Below are 16,205 nucleotides of genomic sequence, written 5' to 3' on the forward strand. Positions count from 1 at the left end.
GGTGCGGGGACGGGCCCGACCAGCCGTCACTTCTCCAGCGGATACGACGTGTAGACGATGTACCCCGCGTGTCCGGATTTGCCGGGGAGGCGATGGAGAACCACTCGGACCTGGTTTCCCGCGGCTGCCACGGATTCGTCAGCCCCGTAGATCGTGCCCAAGGAAGGGTATTTGTCCCATCGTCCCGTGATCACGTACTCCTTCACCTTTCCCCAGTCCCCCTTTCCCTTGAGGAAGTTGTTCAGGGCGTCGAAACTGGCCTGCCTTCGTTTGCCGTTGGGGAAGAAGTGTTGAGAGACAACGCGGTCGACGGCCTGCTGGGCGATGTCGGCGTTGGTCCACACCGCGCTGATCGAGCCGAGGTTCTTCCGTTGGTTCTCCTGGGCGAATTTGATCGCGTCGTCCGCGGTCACATTGACGTGTCGCGACAACGTATGGGCCCCGGATGAGGGGAACGCCGTCTCGTCGCTGAGGTTCACACAGTTGTGGACCAGCACGTCCGCCGCCCGGGTGCCTTCGGTGCGCACGTAGAACGTGTGCGTCCCCTCGACGGTCAGGTCGTAGACCCGGCTCGACGCCCGGCCGGTCAGGGACCGCAGACCGGTGACGGCGTGCAGGGTGTCGTCGGGGGCGCGGAGCCTGTCGCCCGTGCGCAGTTCCGACACGTGCACCCAGCCGCGCCCGGCGACGTAGAGCCGGTGACCGCTGGTGCTGGTCAGGCTGGAGCCGCCGGACAGGGTGATCTTCATCAGCCGGTCCGTGCCGTGGGCGTAGGTCGCGGTGACCTGCTGCGCGCGGTCCTTTCCGGTCTCCGGGTCCGTGGCGAGTACGAGGTCGCCACGGCGGACCTCACTGATCGCCCTGCGGCTGCCGTCGGCCATCAGTACCTGGGTGGATCCCGGGAAACTGTTGAAACGGCAGGACGTGACCATGTCCTCGTAGAGGTTGACCGTTTTCTCGATGTCGTGGAGCGTCGCCGGGTCCAGGTCCAGGGCCTTCAGCGCGTTGAACGCGTCCCGGACACCCACTCCGGTGTTCATCGCGGCGTCGAGCGCGCGTATCAGCTCGGCGGCCTTCTCGAAGGCCTTGCCGGGGATGAAGTTGCTCGCGGCCCAGGCGCAGCCGCTCGCGCTGCCGTGCCAGCAGTCGAGGAAGTCCTGGACCAGGACCGCCTTCAGGATCTGGTAGACGACGGTCTGCTGGATGATCTCCAGCTTGCTGAACGAGCGGGTGACGTCCTTCTTCAGACCGGTGAAGGTCTTCCGGTCGAGCGGAACGGTGTCCTCGGACGGGCAGCCCGCGGCGGTGGCCGGCACGTCGGGGTTGGTGCACAGGTAGAAGTCCACCGTGGCCTTGAACGTCACGGTGAAGGTGACGGTGCAGCCCTCGAAGCCGGGCTTGATCTCGCAGGGCTCGTGCTGCTTGGCGTCGGTGATCTCGACGGTGTCCTCGTCGACGACGTAGAACGTGCCGCCCACTCCGGTACCGGCACCGGCGCCGACCTGTTCGTTGGCCTTCTTCCGCTCGGCGGAATCGGCCGCTGCCTGCGCCTCCGTCGCGTACTTGTCCGCGTCCTTCGCCGCCTGTTCCGCCTCCGTCGCCGCCGTGTCGGCGCGGTCGGCCGCCGCTCGGGCGTCCTTGGCCGCCTGTTCGGCCTCGGTGGCTGCCGCGCGGGCCGCGGCGGCGTCGAGGGCTGCCTGGTCGGCGGCGGAGCGGGCGGAGGTGGCGTAGCCCTCGGCGCGGCCGGCTGCCGCGTCCGCCGCTGCGGCGTCCTCGGTGGCCTGACGGTCGTACTCGATCGTGCGGGTCAGTGACTGCGCGGCCTTGGCGGCGGCGTCCGCCGCGTCGGCCGCGTAGCCGAGGGCCTCCTGGGCGTAGCCCCGGGCGGTCTTGGCGTAGCCGGCGGCGTTGGCCGCGTGCTGGAGGGCGGCCTTGGCGTCGCCCGTCGCCTGGTCGGCGATGGCCTGGGCGGCGGCGGCCTCCTCGGACGCGTTGCGGGCGTGCGCGGCGGCCACGGCCTGCTGCTGCTCGGCGATCGTCTTGGACGACTGCCCGCTCAGGACGACCAGGCCCGCGGCCGAGTCGGTGGTGAGGTAGGGCGAGCCGAGCTGGATCGCGTCGTTGGCCGGGGCTGCGACCTGTTCGGCGGACGTCGTCGCGTCCACCGCCGCCTGGGCGGTGACATGGGCGAAGCCCGCTGCCTTCGCCGCGGCGACCCGGGCGGTGGCGGCCTCCTTGAGCGCCGCGTTCGCGTTGGTCTTCGCGGTCTTGGCCAACTCCTCGGCCTGGTCGGCCAGTTGGACCGCGGTCTTGGCCTCCTCGGCGGCGTGCGCGGCGGCCTTGATGGCGTCGGCGACCGCGGCCGTGGCGGTGCGTACGGCGGCGTCGGCCTTCAGCTTGGCGGCCTGGGCGGCGTCCGAGTCGGCGCGGGCCCGCTTGGCGGCGGCCTCGGCCCGGGTGGCGGCGGCGTCCGCTTCGGCGGCGGCCTGGGTGGCGGCGTTCGCCGCGGTACGGGCGTTCGTGGCGGCCGTCTCGGCCTTGCCTGCCTGGGTGTCCGCCTCGTTCGCGGCACTTCGGGCCGCGTCCGCCGCGTCACCGGCGTCCAGGGAGTCGGCGTAGGCACCCTTGGCGTCGGCCTTGGCGCGGGCCGCGTCGGCCTTCTGCTCGGCCTCCCACGCGTCGTCCCGCTTGTCCTTGGCCTTGTCGCGGGCGCCGACCGCGTCGTCCCGTCTGCTCTGGGCGGTCTGCTCGGCGGTCTCGGCCTTGTCCTTGGCGTCCTTGGCCTTGGTCGCCTCGGCCTGGGCCGTCTGCTTGTGCTGGTTGGCCTCCGCCTGCTTGGCCTCGGCGGTCTCCTTCTCCGCCTTCGCGGTGGCTTCCTCGGACTCGGCCGCGAGCCGCTTGGCGTGCGCGTCGGCCGCGGCGGCCTTCGCGTCGCCCTCGGCGCCCAGGGCCACGGTGAGCTTGGCCTCCGCGGTCTCCTTGTCCTTCTTGGCGTTGTCGCGGTGGATCTTCGCCGCGTCGGCGGCGGCCTTGGCCTGCAACTCGGCCTTCTCGGCGGCCTTCTTGCGGAACTCGGCCTTCACCTGCGCGGCCTGTGCCAGCGCCCGCTGGGTGATGGTCGCGCTGTCCGCGACGGCGGCGCGGGTGGCGGCCTCGGCGGTCGTGCCCGCCTTCACCATCGCGTCCAGCGCGGCGACCGCGCCCTTGGTGACCTGCGCCTTCTGCTGACCGACCAGCAGTCCGCGGCCCCGGGGCGCGCCGTTCGTGTCCGCGACGGTGTACGCGGCCTGCTCGGCGGTGTCCGAGGCGGTGGCCGCCTTCTGCGCGGCGGTGAGCTGGGCCTTGATGTCGGCGAGCTTGTTGGCCGCCGCCGCGCGGGCCTTGGCGAGGCCGGTCGTGGCCTTGAGGAACTGAGCCGCCGGCGGCACGGTCCCGGTGTGGCCGGAGGGTGTGACGTCGTACTGCTGGGGACCCTTGCTGTTGCAGTCCCACAGCCGGCTGTCCTGGCCCACGGTGTACGCGGCCAGGTCGACGCACTTGCCGGTGCCGGTGTTCTGCAGGGCCGAGGTGGCCCGGAGGTTGAACTCCCAGGTCTGCGCGGGCGAGCTGTTGCAGGTGAACTGCCGGATCTTCGTGCCGTTGGCCGGGTTGTTGCCCGCGACGTCCAGGCACCTCAGGGAGTTGAGGTTGCGCAGGTGCAGGCCCTTGTCGTCGCCGAAGATCTCCCACTTCTGCGCGGCCGCGGTGGAGCACGTGTTCAGTTGGACCGCGGCGCCGTCGGTCTTGGCGGCGTCCTGGACCTCCAGACACTTGCCGGCGGCCGCGTGCACCTTGATGGCGGTCGGCGCGTCGCCGACCCAGCCGACCCCGCCGTCGGACCAGTAGTCCTGCCAGCGGGTGATGCGGTCGGCGGCCCAGGACTGGCCCAGCAGATCGCCGAGCGACTTGGACGCGGTGGCGAGGGCCTCCACGACGGTCTTGTTCGCGTCCAGGATCTGGTTGCGCTGGGTCGCCTGGGAGCTGATCTCCTGCTGCCATTCAGCAGCAGCGGTGGCACCGGCGGCGCTCAACACCCCGTTCGGGTCGAGCGGGTCGCGCCAGGCGCAGGTGGCGAACCTGGTCTTCAGATTCTCTACGGCGATCCGGTACTCGGCGCTGTCCGGTTCGGGCGCGGTGCGCGGGAAGCCGCCGGACTCCAGGAAGATCCGGGCGTCGTCGGCGTCCGTGTGCCGCCCCGGGCCTCCGTGCATCCAGCTGAACGCGTCCCGCTCGGTGAGGGCGCGTTTCCACTCACCGCTCGGCAGGCCGGGGTCGGGGTCGGCGGTGTAGCGCGGGGTCCCCAGGGCGTCGACGGCCTGGAGCGTCGCCGTGTCGACGGGGGGCGTGGAGTCCTCGTAGAAGTCGCCCTCGCTCTGCCAGAAACGGTCGGAGATCCACTGGGTCAGGCCGGTCTGGCCGTAGAAGCTCTGCAGGCCGTCGTTGTTGGTGCCGGGCGGCCAGTGGAAGCCGGTCTCGGTGAAGCCGGCCGGGGTGTTCAGCCCGGTGACGGGCGCTTTCCAGGCGTCGCGCAGGGCGTTGATCTCGTTGAGTTCGCGGGCCGAGAAGTCGCGGTCCTTCTGGTACGCCGTCGACAGCGGCGTCTGCTCCCAGTGGGCGCGGTCGGCCAGGGTGTGCAGGGTGTCCTGCGGCTGGTTGAGGGCGTTCTGCGCGGTCGTGGCCATGGAGGTGCCGCCGAGCCGCAGGACGTCGGTCATCAGGCACTGGTCCTGCCGCAGTTGCTCGGCGGCGGTGTCGTCGTACCAGGGGTAGCTGTCACTCGCGGGGGTGGCGTCCTGCCCGTCGGCGGGCGGGACCTGGCCCGAGCCGACGGCTATGCCGGCGAGGAGCGCGGTGGCGAGGACGGGTGGGAGGAGCCGGGTGAGGGCCGTGGGGAATCGTTTCGACTCCAGTGCTCTCGGTGCTCTCGGTATTTTTGGTGCTCTCGGCGGTCGGCCGCGTCTGAGGCGCATGCGTGTATCCCCTGTCGGGGGGAAGGCGGCGCGCGGCCACTCCGGTGAGCGCGCGCGTGCGGCAGTACGGCATGGCGACGTGTCCCCCCGTGGCGCGGCGACACGTGTTCCCCCGGTCGCTGATCGCTGGCTTGAACTGAACGCTTATGGCCTGGTCAAGAGCCAGTCAAGCGCGCGTCACTTTAGGCAGGTGGCGAGTGTTCCGAGCAAGGGCTTTGAGTGCCGCTCGTACCGGATGGCGCGAAGTGGCCCACGATCGGCGGCCGGCGTCACGACCCGCGGAACCGTGCCGTCCCTAGGGGAATCCTGTGCCGCACTTGTGTTCTAACTGTGGCGATGGAGGGGATGCGGCGCGCAGACTTGGCCGGTTCTCGACCATGGCCGGAATTTCCGAAATCGGGCACGAAGTGCCGTGTTCGGACGGGCTTCGCAGCCTAGGCTGCGGCGCATGTGCGGAATCGTGGGATACGTGGGGTCGCAGTCGGCGCTCGATGTGGTGATGGCCGGACTGAAGCGGCTGGAGTACCGGGGTTACGACTCGTCGGGCGTCGCCGTGCTAGCGGACGGCGGGCTGGCGGCGGCCAAGAAGGCCGGGAAACTCGTCAATCTGGAGAAGGAACTGGTCGACCACCCGCTGCCGGCGGGCTCGACGGGAATCGGGCACACCCGCTGGGCCACACACGGCGGCCCGACGGACGCGAACGCCCACCCGCACCTCGACAACGCGGGGCGCGTGGCGGTCGTCCACAACGGCATCATCGAGAACTTCGCCTGTCTGCGGGCCGAGTTGACCGAGCGCGGGCACGATCTCGCCTCCGACACGGACACCGAGGTGGTCGCGCATCTGCTGGCCGAGGAGTTCTCGGCGTGCGCGGATCTGGCGGAGGCGATGCGGCAGGTGTGCCGGCGCCTGGAGGGCGCGTTCACGCTGGTCGCGGTGCACGCGGACGAGCCGGATGTGGTGGTGGGCGCGCGTCGTAATTCGCCGCTCGTGGTCGGAGTGGGGGAAGGGGAGGCGTTCCTCGCCTCCGACGTCGCCGCGTTCATCGCCCACACGCGCTCCGCGATCGAACTGGGCCAGGACCAGGTGGTCGAGCTGCGCCGCGACGGCGTGACGGTCACCGGTTTCGACGGCGCCCCGGCCGAGGTCCGCTCGTACCACGTCGACTGGGACGCCTCCGCCGCGGAGAAGGGCGGCTACGACTACTTCATGCTCAAGGAGATCGCCGAGCAGCCGAAGGCGGTCGCCGACACGCTGCTGGGCCGCATCGACGCGGCCGGCCTGCTGTCTCTGGACGAAGTCCGCATCCCTGTCCATGAGTTGAGGGAGATCGACAAGGTCGTCATCGTCGCGTGCGGCACGGCCTTCCACGCCGGGCTGATCGCCAAGTACGCCATCGAGCACTGGACGCGGATCCCCTGCGAGGTGGAGCTGGCCAGCGAGTTCCGGTACCGGGACCCGATCCTGGGCGCACGGTCTCTGGTCATCGCCATCTCCCAGTCCGGCGAGACGATGGACACGCTGATGGCGCTACGGCACGCGAGGGAGCAGGGCTCGAAGGTCCTGGCCATCTGCAACACCAACGGGTCGACGATCCCCCGTGAGTCGGACGCGGTGCTGTACACGCACGCCGGGCCGGAGGTCGCCGTGGCGTCGACGAAGGCGTTCCTGACGCAGCTGGTGGCGTGTTATCTGGTCGCGCTGTATCTCGGTCAGGTGCGGGGCACGAAGTGGGGGGACGAGATCCAGGCCGTCATCCGGGACCTTTCGCAGATCTCCTGTGAGGTCGAGCGGGTGCTGGAAACGATGGAGCCGGTACGGGAGTTGGCGCGGTCGGTGGCGTCGAAGAACACCGTGCTGTTCCTGGGCCGGCATGTCGGCTACCCCGTTGCCCTCGAAGGCGCCCTGAAACTCAAGGAGTTGGCGTACATGCACGCCGAGGGCTTCGCGGCGGGGGAGTTGAAGCACGGGCCCATCGCTCTGATCGAGGAGGGGATGCCGGTGGTGGTGGTCGTGCCGTCGTCCCGTGGGCGTTCCGTACTCCACGACAAGATCGTGTCCAACATCCAGGAGATCCGGGCGCGCGGTGCGATGACCATCGTGATCGCGGAGGAGGGGGACGAGACGGTCGTTCCGTACGCCGACCACTTGATCCGGATCCCGGCCACGCCTACGTTGCTGCAGCCGTTGGTGGCGACCGTGCCGTTGCAGGTGTTCGCTTGTGAGTTGGCTACGGCTCGGGGGAACGAAGTTGATCAGCCTCGGAACCTGGCGAAGTCGGTGACGGTGGAGTGAGCGGAGTGAGTCGGCTTTAGGGCCGCGATGAAGGGGATGAAGGCTCCGGTCGGGAACGTGAGGGTGGCCCTGGCTGGGGTCTTTGAGTCGCGGATCGCCACGTGGGTGCGGGAGTTCGCGATCTCTACGCACTCGTTGCCGTCGCCTGGGCCCGAGTAGGAGGACCTCCGCCAGGCGGCGGCGGGCGTCATGCGTCCTTCAGGGTTTCGATGAAGGTGGTGAAGGCGTCGGCCGGGATGGTAAGGGTGTGGTCGGCCGGGGTCTTGGAGTCGCGGATGGCTACGTGGGTGGGGGAGTTCGCGATCTCTACGCACTCGTTGCCGTCGCCCTCGCCGGAGTAGGACGACTTCCGCCAGTTGTCCATGCGATGCCTCACAGTTCCTTGGTCAGTTTGTGGATGAACTTGCGCGACTGTTCGGGTTCGAGTGACGCGGCCACCACTCTACGGAAGCTCCTTCGGTAGGTGTTGAGTTGAGCCTCGGAATCGATGAAGACGGACCCGTGGGGCGCGTCACGCACCACTGTGTCCAGCTTGGGCAGGGGGCCACCCACGTAGGTCATCGTGCTGGAGGCTTTGGCGAAGTCGTCCACGTCGAAGGGGATGACGCGCAGGGTGATGTGGTCCGCTTCGGAAAGCGTAAGAAGCTGCGCGAGTTGAGCCTGCGAGGTGGCGCGGTTGCTGACCCTGATCCGTAGGGCCGCCTCATGGAGCACCACCTCGTACGGGACGTTGGTCTTTTGTCGTGTCATCCGGTGCTGGATGCGCAACTCCACTTCCTCATTGGTGAGTTCGGGAAGTCTGGAGGAGAACACCGCACGTGTGTAGTCCTCCGTCTGCAACAGCCCCGGCACGTACAGGATGGCCACGTGGCGTTGGAATCGGGCGTGGTGCTCCAGCTCGGACAGGTCGAGGAACGGCGTCGGCAACAAGCCCCGGTACTCCTCCCACCACCCCCGCGTCCGATCCGTGGCCATCGCCACCAGCGCGTCGACGAACTCCTCGTCCGTACAGGCGTAGTGGGACGCCAGGCGGCGAAGTCGCTGTTCGCTCACGCCTGTCAGCCCGGATTCGATGTGGCTGATCTGGACGCGACCGGTACCGAGCAGGGACGCAGCGTCGACGGCGGTGAGTCCCGCTGCCTCGCGGAGTCTGCGCAACTCGATCCCCAGGCGCATCTGACGTGCCGTTGGTTCGCGCCTCAGGACCATCGGTTGCTCCTCCTCGTTTGGGGGCAGATTACGCGATCGGCTTGCTTGGGATGACAGGTTATCCCTACCGTTGGTGAGGCAACGCACACGCTGCGGAAGTGCACCACTCCGTCCTGCCATGACGGCCGTGGCGGAGCCACCGCACGAAATCTGCCTGAACTCCCCTACACCCCAACGGAGTTGACCCATGCCTGAAAAACAACCCTGGGAGTACTCCCTCTACGTCCCCAATGACCCCCGCGCCGTCACCGTCAGCCGCCGTACCCTTCGACTGATCCTCACCGTCCACGGACTCATCCGTCTCGTCGACACCGCCGAACTCGTCGCCGCCGAGCTGGTCGCCAATGCCGTACGGCATACCGAAGGTCCGGTCGCGTTGCGCGTGGGGTGGGCGGGCGGGGTGCTCAAGGTCGGGGCCTGGGACGCCGATCCTCGGCCGCCCGAGCCGCCGGGGACGTTCGATCTGCTTCTTGACGCGGAGGAGGGGCGCGGGTTGGCCCTCGTCAAGGCCTGTGCCGCGCAGTGGGGGTGGCAGCCCCTCGCCCGGAACGGCAACCGGGGCAAGTACGTCTGGTGCGAACTCGACGCGGCTTAAGGGTTGTTCAGCCGGATGCCTCGGATGCCCCGGATGCCCCGGATGTCAGCGCATCGGCGAGACTTACTGCAGGGCAGCCCAACATCCCGGTCAGCACGCGACGTTGACGCTGCGTCAGGTCGCCCACGAAGACCGCCGCGTCGGCGTTCGTCCGCTCCCGGAGTGTCGCCGCCTCGCGAACCTTGCCGTACGTCAGGAGAGTTCGCGAGGAATAGGGCAACGCCATCTTCCTGGCGCCGCCGGCCGAGACGCCCCGCCGCTGCACGATCCGGCCCACGACCCGCGCACCGCGTTCCTCCAACGCCCGCGCCGCCGCGTCCATCAGCGCGGCCCAGTCCCGCTGCTTGCCGGAGAAGTAGCCGACGATCAGCACGTCGGCCCCCTCGACCTCAACTACCAAGGCCGGAAACCGGTGTTGGGCCGTCCCCGCGCGATGAGCGGGTCGCCGGTCGCGCCTTCGAGGCTGATGCATGGCCTTCAGGCTAGTTGCGCTCCGCTGAAAGCGCGCTGAGGGCGTCGTGAAACCGGGTGGGCGCAGGCTCTGTTCCAGAACGAAGGCGATGCGAGCCCCGACCCGGGGCGTAACGGCCTGACGAATCCAAGGAGCACATCACCATGGGCATCAACCTCACCGACCAGGACAAGCTCACCCTCCGTACCGCCGCGTACGGCGCCATCACGCTCATGGCCGCCGCCGGTGCCACCACCGGCTCGCCGCACCGCATCGCCACCCAGGGCAGCCTCGCCCTGGCCTCGGCGACCGGGCCGGTCGGGTACGTGCTCGCCGAGAACTCCAAGATCCCGAACCTGGACGGGAAGTCCGTGGCCGAGATCGCCGATCAGGTGCTGCCGGCCCTCACCACCGCCATGAGCCTGCTCAAGAAGCAGGACCCGGCCGAGGCCGACAACTTCCGCGGCACCGTCCTCGTCGCCCTCGAAGCGGCCGTCCGCCCCAAGAAGGGCGAGCCCGGCCCCGTCATGCTGGAGATGGTCCGCAAGATCACCGGGGCCCTCGACGCCGCCTGAACTCGGCCGGTTTCCATGGGCAGTTGGCAGTTGGGTAGTGCCTCGACGTTCCGGAGTCCAGCACTGCTGACCTGAGAGGTACGCCCGGACCGGGCCATCACCGGGTCATCGTCGTCGTCGCATGCGATGCACCAGGTACAGCCTCCGGAGGAGCATGACCGGTGGGACCTCGATGAGGGCGACGGCGACTGCGCCGCCCAAGTCCCCGTCGGGCCCGATGAACTGGAGGACGATCGTGAATCCACCGAACAGGACAACCGTGGCCGCCACCACGGCGAGCAGCCAGCCGCCGACGGTACGGAGCCACGTCGGGACCCACGTCGCCGGGCCGAAGTCCTTGGACGGCCGGGGCCGCGGTGCCCTCTCCCGAGGCCGCGGGATGTGTTCCGGAGCGCGGGCCGGCAGCCGTACCACCGCCGCCGCCGGTACCGCCGCGTCGATCGTCGCGATCCGGTCCGGTGTCACGTCGCGGTACAACGCCGGTTCCACGGTGATCGCGAAGCCGTCGGGGCCCGTGAGTCCGCGGGCTCCGTCGGGACGGGTGGTCATCGCCACGCAGGTGCCGTAGGGGACGGTCACCGCGCCGCGCGGGGTCGTGACGCTCACGCCCTCCTCGCCGATGACCAGCGTGACGTCCTCGTTCTCCAGGGATCTGTGCCCGCTGCCCGTGACCGTGGTCGCGGAGTACTGCGGGGCCACGGTCAGGCCCGCCCAGTCCACGCCCCGGTGGCCCGGGACCTGGAGCAGGGTGGACGCCCATGCCTCGCGGGCCACCTCGCGCAGGTCCGCGACCGTGACCGCCGCCAACTCGGCCCGGTGCTCGGCGGGGGAGAGGACGCGGTGGCCGAGGAGGAGGTTCAGGGCGTATCCGGGGAGTGAGGCGGCGGCGAAGTCCGGGACGTCGTAGATCTTGAGCATCTTGCCGCGGACGGAGTCCAGTTCGGACTGTGCGATGGTGCCGTTGCGGAGGCGCGCGAGGGTGTCGACGAAGCCGCCGACCACCGCGTCCTGCTTCTGCGGCAGCGCGTCGGCGTACGCGGTGAGCGTGGCGAAGTCGGCGTCGCGCGGGGTGTAGTCGGCCTCCGCCGAGTAGGAGTAACCGCCCTCCTGGCGCAGGTCCTGGAAGAGCGCCCGGCCCAGTACGTCCGCGAAGACCGCGGCAGCCGTCGACCGTCGTACGACCGAGGTCAGGACCACGTGGCCGTCCTCGCCGCAGATGTACGCGGGGGTCGTCGGGAGGGCGCTGGTGGCCGCCGGGGCCGGGAGGCGGGTGCCTGTCGGCAGGGTGAGGTCCAGGCCGTCCGGGACGGACTCGCTCGTGATCCACAGGACCGCGTTCTCACGGGTGAAACGGGTCCGCGCCCAGTCGCTCACCTGGTCCGGCGTCACGCTCCAGGTGCCCAACTCGCTGTAGCTGGACAGTCCGTAGCCCTGAGCGCCGTAACGCCACAGCGGCAGCTGGGAGTTGGCGCCGTTCTTGCCGCTCGCGGCCTCCGTGCGCAGGATCTCCCGCTCGGTGTCCAGCCGGGCCAGCGGCAGGTCGCGCAGGGCCGCGCAGACACTGTTGAGGTGCGTCACGACCTCGTCCTCGTCGCCCGTCGCGTGGAAGAGGGTGTACGTGTTCGCCGTCGCGCCGTTGAAGTGCAGGTCGGCCAACTGCAGCCGGTGCAGGGCCAGATGCTCGACGAGATGGGTGAGCCCGGCCGTCGCCAGGGTCTCGTCGGCGCGGCCCACCCGGAAGAAGAGACCGGCCGTGACCTGGCCGCCCTGGCGCGGTGCGTAGAGAGTGGGAATGCCCTGGGTGGTCGTGCAGCCGATCAGGCCGGAGAGGGCCTCCGGCGCGAACTCGGTGGTCGTCATCGTCGGCTCCCCCTAGAGCGTCGCGAGCGCGGACTTGCGGTACTTCACGAACGCGGCCTGCCAGCCGGGCAGGTACTGCCACTGGTACTCGTTCACCCGGTTTTCGAGGGAGACGAAGTGCGCGGCCGCGTCCTCGACATGGCCGCCGATCGAGAAGGCCAGGGCGAACGCGCTGTCCGCCGTGATCCAGCTCCAGCCGGGGGCGTGGTCGGGGTGCAGCACGGACGCCCGGGCGGCGGCCCGCAGTTCGTCGCGCACCGAGACGCTCCGCATGTACGTGCGCTGCTCCACGCCGTCCAGGGCCGCCCAGTGCTCGATGTGCGCCTCGGCGACCACCGCCCCGGCGTGCGAACCGCCGGGGGCCGCGGCCACGCACTCCTGGGCGAAGGCGTGCGCCGCCTCCCAGGAACCGCTCCACTTGGGGCACACCTGCTGGAGCAGCTGGGACTGCGCGCGGAAGTGGTGCGGGTGGTGGGCGGAGAGGCGGTCGTAGCGGCGGCGGGCCTCGGTCTGTCCGAGTTCCAGGCCGCGGGCGGTGAGCAGCCGGGCGGTCCACGCGGCGGGGTTGTCGGGCTGCTCGGCGCACACGTCGATCAGCAGCCGCTCGGCCCGCCGCAGCCAGTCGTGGAACTGGTCGAACTGGTCGCGCGAGACGTGCTCCGCGCGGTAGCGGCTGCGGATGGCCCAGCCGATGCGGATGTAGCGCTCCGCGAGCAGGGTACGGGGGAGGGGGTCTGCGGGGTGTTCGGCCGCCGCCCGCTCCAGGTAGGTCTCCACGCCGTCCAGGCCCGCGAGTTGGGCCGCGGCGAAGGACATCTTCTCCGCGGAGTTCTCGACCGGGTTCCCGGTCGAGCCGAGGGTGGTGAAGAAGGTCTGCGTCGCCTGCCAGTCGCCTGCTCGGGCCGCGTCCCGCAGCGGGGTGAGGTCCGGCAGCGTGCTGAACGGGTCGTCGACCGGTTCCGACAGAGCTACGGGTCTTTCGTCGTCGTCGGTCGTCGTGCGCGTGGTGGTCATGCTCCGCCCCCTGGCGAATCCTGAACCCACGGCGCGCCTACTGGCCCCCCAGGGCGCGCGAACGTGAGTGGTGTCATGCGTGTGGTGTCGTGCGCTTGATGTCGTGCGTGTGGTGCGAGTTGCCGCAGGTTAGCAGCCGTCTGTGACAGGTGGGACGGGGGACGACGCGGTCATAGGGTGCTCGGCATGAGCATCATCGGGGTTGGTATCGATGTGGCCGAGATCGACCGGTTCGCGGCGTCGTTGGCCCGTACGCCGGGGATGGCTCGGCGGCTGTTCCTGGACAGCGAGTTGTTGTTGCCGAGTGGGGAGCGGCGGGGGAACGCGTCCCTCGCCGCGCGCTTCGCCGCGAAGGAGGCCCTCGCGAAGGCGCTCGGCGCGCCGGCCGGGCTGCACTGGACGGACGCCGAGGTGTACGTCGAGGACAGTGGGCAGCCCCGGCTGCGGGTTACCGGGACTGTCGCGGCTCGGGCTGCCGAGCTGGGAGTGCGGTCCTGGCATGTTTCGTTGAGCCATGACGCGGGGGTGGCTTCTGCGGTGGTTATTGCGGAGGGGTGACTGCGGGGACCGCGGCCGCCGGTCGGGGTGGCTCACCCGGGTGCGGGTGCGGGCGGTTCCGGGGCAGACTCGAACGCATGCGTACTGCGTACAGCGTGGAGACGGTAAGGGCAGCCGAGCAGAGGCTGATGGCGCGGGTTCCGGAGGGTGCGCTCATGCAGCGGGCCGCGGCTGGACTGGCCGTTGTCTGCGCCCAGTTGCTGGGGCGGGTCTACGGCAGTCGGGTCGTGCTGCTGGTGGGGAGCGGGGACAACGGGGGCGATGCCCTGTACGCCGGGGCGCGGCTGGCTCGGCGGGGCGCGGCGGTCGCGGCCGTGCTGCTCGCGCCCGAGCGCACCCACCCGGGCGGGCTCGCGGCGCTGCTGCGGGCGGGCGGTCGTACCGTCGCGGCCGGTGATGCCGAGGAGACCGTCCTCCGCGCCGATCTCGTCGTCGACGGGATTCTCGGGATCGGAGGGAGGGGCGGGCTGCGGCCCGATGCCGCGCGGCTGGCGGGGCTTGCCTCGGACTCCCGGGGTGTCGTCGTCGCCGTAGATCTGCCCAGTGGGGTCGAGGCGGACAGCGGTGAGGTGCGGGGGGCTGCCGTGCGGGCCGATGTCACCGTCACCTTCGGGGCTCATAAGCCTGGGTTGCTCATCGATCCCGCGCGGGAGTACGCCGGGGCCGTGCGGCTCGTCGACATCGGGCTCGGGGGTGAACTGCCCGACGAGCCCGAGTTGGAGGCCCTGCACCATGCGGATGTGGCGCGGTTGTTGCCCGTGCCGGGGGCCGAGAGTGACAAGTATCGGCGGGGGGTTGTCGGGATCGCCGCCGGGTCCGGGCGATATCCGGGGGCTGCCGTGCTTGCCGTTGCCGGGGCCTTGCGGGGTGGGGCGGGAGCCGTGCGGTATGTCGGGCCGGCCTCTGATGCGGTGATCGCTCGGTTTCCTGAGGTGTTGGTGTCGGAGGGTGGGCCGCTGAAGGCTGGGCGGGTGCAGGCCTGGGTTGTCGGGCCCGGGGGTGGTGATGACGCCTCGACCGTGGCTGATGTGGTGACCGCTGATGTGCCTGTGCTGATTGATGCGGACGGGCTGCGGTTGGTTGATGCGGGTGCGGTGCGGGGGCGGCGGGCGCCGACGTTGATGACTCCTCATGCGGGGGAGGCGGCTGCGTTGCTCGGGGTTCCTCGGGGGGAAGTTGAAGGGGCTCGGTTGGAATCCGTGCGGGAGCTGGCTGGGCGGTATGGGGCGACTGTGTTGCTCAAGGGGTCGACCACGCTCGTTGCCGACCCGGGGGGTGGGGCGGTGCGGGTGAATCCGACCGGGACCGGGTGGCTGGCTACGGCGGGGAGCGGGGACGTGTTGTCGGGGCTCGCGGGGTCGTTGTTGGCGGCGGGGTTGTCGGCGTTCGACGCGGGGAGTGTGGGGGCGTATCTGCATGGGCTGGCGGGGAGGTTGGCTGCGGATGGGGCGCCGGTGGGGGCGCATGATGTGGCTGAGGCGGTTCGGGTCGCGTGGCGGGATGTGCGGGGCTGAGTTTCTTTCGCCCCCGCCGCCCCTACCCGTCCCATCACTGGGGGCTGCGCCCCCAGAGCCCCGCTTCGGCCTGGACGGCCTCGTCCTCAAACGCCGGACGGGCTGAATACAGCTGGCCTGTGCTGAAAGGGCTCGCGCTCGTCAATAAGGGTGACCCCTCCGCGCGGCACCCGCGTCCCGTCGTACCGCCACGTTTCTCTGATCGCATGATCAGTACACGAATCGCGCACAGAAGTATCGCGGTGCTGCTCACCGCGGTGATCGCTCTCCCCGTCGGGGCCGGTAGTGCCTGGGCAGCCGACGGGCCGGTGCCGCCGGCTGCGGGGCCCGGGGAGAGCGAGTTGGTGCCGGGGGTGCCGCCCGGGCCGTATCAGCCGTGGCAGATCGACACGCCTGATCAGGCGCTCCCGCCGAAGGTGTACACGCCCAGCGCTGAAGAAGACCGGGTCGAGCCGCACAACGCCGCCGCGGGGACCTACGCGCTCGTCGAGTACGTGCCGATCGGGGACGCCGTCGCGAAGGTGAGCTGCAGCAAGCAGGCCGGGCCGTATCAGCGGGGCGTGGAGCGGTGGTTGAAGCTGAAGGTGGACGGCAGGCAGTCGGGTGCCGACTGCAAGGCCATTCGTGCCTTTCAAAAGAAGCAGGGCATCAAGCCCGCGATCGGGTTCGCCGGGCCGGTCACCTGGGCGCGGATGCAGTTGATCGGTGCGAAGAAGAATCCGAACGCCGCGCGGAAGTGTCCCGTCCGCTCCTACCGGGTCGCCTGTGTCGATCTCGACCGGCAGCTGACCTGGGTGCAGAAGGGGAAGAAGGTCGTCTTCGGGCCGGTGCCGATGCGCAGTGGGCGCGGTGGGCATGTGACCCGGGGCGGTTGGCACAAGATCTACTGGAAGCACAAGAACCACTGGTCGACGCTCTACAACAGCCCTATGCCGTATGCCCAGTTCTTCGACGGCGGCATCGCCTTCCACGCCGTCTACGGGAGCATCTACACCACCGTCGGCTCCTGGGGCTGCGTCAATCTGCGACTGGCCGACGCCCGCAAGCTCTGGGGAGTCCTCAAGAAGGGTGACCGTGTGTACGTGTGGGGGCACCGGCCCGGGAACTAGGGAACAAGGAGGGCT

13 protein-coding genes are annotated in these 16,205 nt (G+C 70.0%); 6 read left to right on the forward strand and 7 right to left on the reverse strand.

Translation table 11 applies throughout. The features are described 5' to 3' along the window. Nucleotides 1–26: 26 nt before the first annotated feature. On the reverse strand, nucleotides 27–5,009 hold the full coding sequence (locus tag OG588_RS30185; RefSeq protein WP_405950007.1) for an RICIN domain-containing protein: 4,983 nt from the start codon (nucleotides 5,007–5,009) through the stop codon (nucleotides 27–29). 448 nt (nucleotides 5,010–5,457) lie between these two features. On the opposite strand from OG588_RS30185, the gene glmS reads away from it, so the two are divergent. Next, the gene (glmS, locus tag OG588_RS30190) at nucleotides 5,458–7,305 is read left to right on the forward strand and encodes a glutamine--fructose-6-phosphate transaminase (isomerizing) (protein ID WP_405950008.1); all 1,848 of its coding nucleotides are present in this window, start codon (nucleotides 5,458–5,460) and stop codon (nucleotides 7,303–7,305) included. Here glmS and OG588_RS30195 read toward each other — a convergent pair. Genes OG588_RS30195 through OG588_RS30205 form a run of 3 tightly spaced genes read right to left on the reverse strand, consistent with a single transcriptional unit; the run spans nucleotide 7,266 to nucleotide 8,514 of the window. Next, the gene (locus tag OG588_RS30195) at nucleotides 7,266–7,496 is read right to left on the reverse strand and encodes a DUF397 domain-containing protein (RefSeq protein WP_405950009.1); all 231 of its coding nucleotides are present in this window, start codon (nucleotides 7,494–7,496) and stop codon (nucleotides 7,266–7,268) included. The genes glmS and OG588_RS30195 overlap by 40 nt on opposite strands. Beyond that, a complete protein-coding gene (locus OG588_RS30200) occupies nucleotides 7,493–7,669 on the reverse strand; it encodes a DUF397 domain-containing protein (RefSeq protein ID WP_405950010.1) in 177 nt (58 codons plus the stop codon). The genes OG588_RS30195 and OG588_RS30200 overlap by 4 nt, the downstream gene beginning before the upstream one ends. 8 nt (nucleotides 7,670–7,677) lie before the next feature. Further along, complete coding sequence (locus OG588_RS30205) at nucleotides 7,678–8,514, reverse strand: helix-turn-helix domain-containing protein (RefSeq protein WP_405950011.1); 837 nt, start codon at nucleotides 8,512–8,514, stop codon at nucleotides 7,678–7,680. Nucleotides 8,515–8,701: 187 nt separating this feature from the next. Between OG588_RS30205 and OG588_RS30210 the strand changes: the two genes are divergently transcribed. Further along, nucleotides 8,702–9,109 (forward strand): ATP-binding protein, encoded by a 408-nt coding sequence (locus OG588_RS30210; protein WP_405950012.1) that lies wholly within the window; start codon nucleotides 8,702–8,704, stop codon nucleotides 9,107–9,109. A 7-nt stretch (nucleotides 9,110–9,116) separates the two neighbouring features. On the opposite strand, the gene OG588_RS30215 is transcribed toward OG588_RS30210, so the two are convergent. Further along, on the reverse strand, nucleotides 9,117–9,581 hold the full coding sequence (locus OG588_RS30215; RefSeq protein ID WP_405950013.1) for a hypothetical protein: 465 nt from the start codon (nucleotides 9,579–9,581) through the stop codon (nucleotides 9,117–9,119). Between the two features lie 143 nt (nucleotides 9,582–9,724). Between OG588_RS30215 and OG588_RS30220 the strand changes: the two genes are divergently transcribed. Beyond that, complete coding sequence (locus OG588_RS30220) at nucleotides 9,725–10,135, forward strand: hypothetical protein (RefSeq protein WP_405950014.1); 411 nt, start codon at nucleotides 9,725–9,727, stop codon at nucleotides 10,133–10,135. Between the two features lie 105 nt (nucleotides 10,136–10,240). On the opposite strand, the gene OG588_RS30225 is transcribed toward OG588_RS30220, so the two are convergent. Together OG588_RS30225 and OG588_RS30230 are read right to left on the reverse strand one after the other, a co-directional pair. Then, nucleotides 10,241–11,995, reverse strand: a complete 1,755-nt coding sequence (locus OG588_RS30225; protein ID WP_405950015.1) for a M16 family metallopeptidase — start codon at nucleotides 11,993–11,995, stop codon at nucleotides 10,241–10,243. Between the two features lie 12 nt (nucleotides 11,996–12,007). Beyond that, a complete protein-coding gene (locus OG588_RS30230) occupies nucleotides 12,008–13,009 on the reverse strand; it encodes a hypothetical protein (protein WP_405950016.1) in 1,002 nt (333 codons plus the stop codon). 186 nt (nucleotides 13,010–13,195) lie between these two features. Here OG588_RS30230 and OG588_RS30235 point away from each other — a divergent pair, with 186 nt between their 5' ends. The 3 genes from OG588_RS30235 (at nucleotide 13,196) to OG588_RS30245 (ending at nucleotide 16,190) form a co-directional block, all read left to right on the forward strand. After that, the gene (locus tag OG588_RS30235; RefSeq protein ID WP_352181990.1) at nucleotides 13,196–13,567 is read left to right on the forward strand and encodes a holo-ACP synthase; all 372 of its coding nucleotides are present in this window, start codon (nucleotides 13,196–13,198) and stop codon (nucleotides 13,565–13,567) included. A gap of 77 nt (nucleotides 13,568–13,644) precedes the next feature. Further along, the gene (locus OG588_RS30240) at nucleotides 13,645–15,081 is read left to right on the forward strand and encodes an NAD(P)H-hydrate dehydratase (protein ID WP_405950017.1); all 1,437 of its coding nucleotides are present in this window, start codon (nucleotides 13,645–13,647) and stop codon (nucleotides 15,079–15,081) included. A 206-nt stretch (nucleotides 15,082–15,287) separates the two neighbouring features. Next, entirely contained in the window at nucleotides 15,288–16,190 is a 903-nt protein-coding gene (locus tag OG588_RS30245; RefSeq protein ID WP_405950018.1) for a L,D-transpeptidase family protein, read from the forward strand. Nucleotides 16,191–16,205 lie beyond the last annotated feature (15 nt).

Source organism: Streptomyces prunicolor (assembly GCF_045162825.1).
Taxonomy (GTDB): Bacteria; Actinomycetota; Actinomycetes; order Streptomycetales; family Streptomycetaceae; genus Streptomyces; species Streptomyces prunicolor.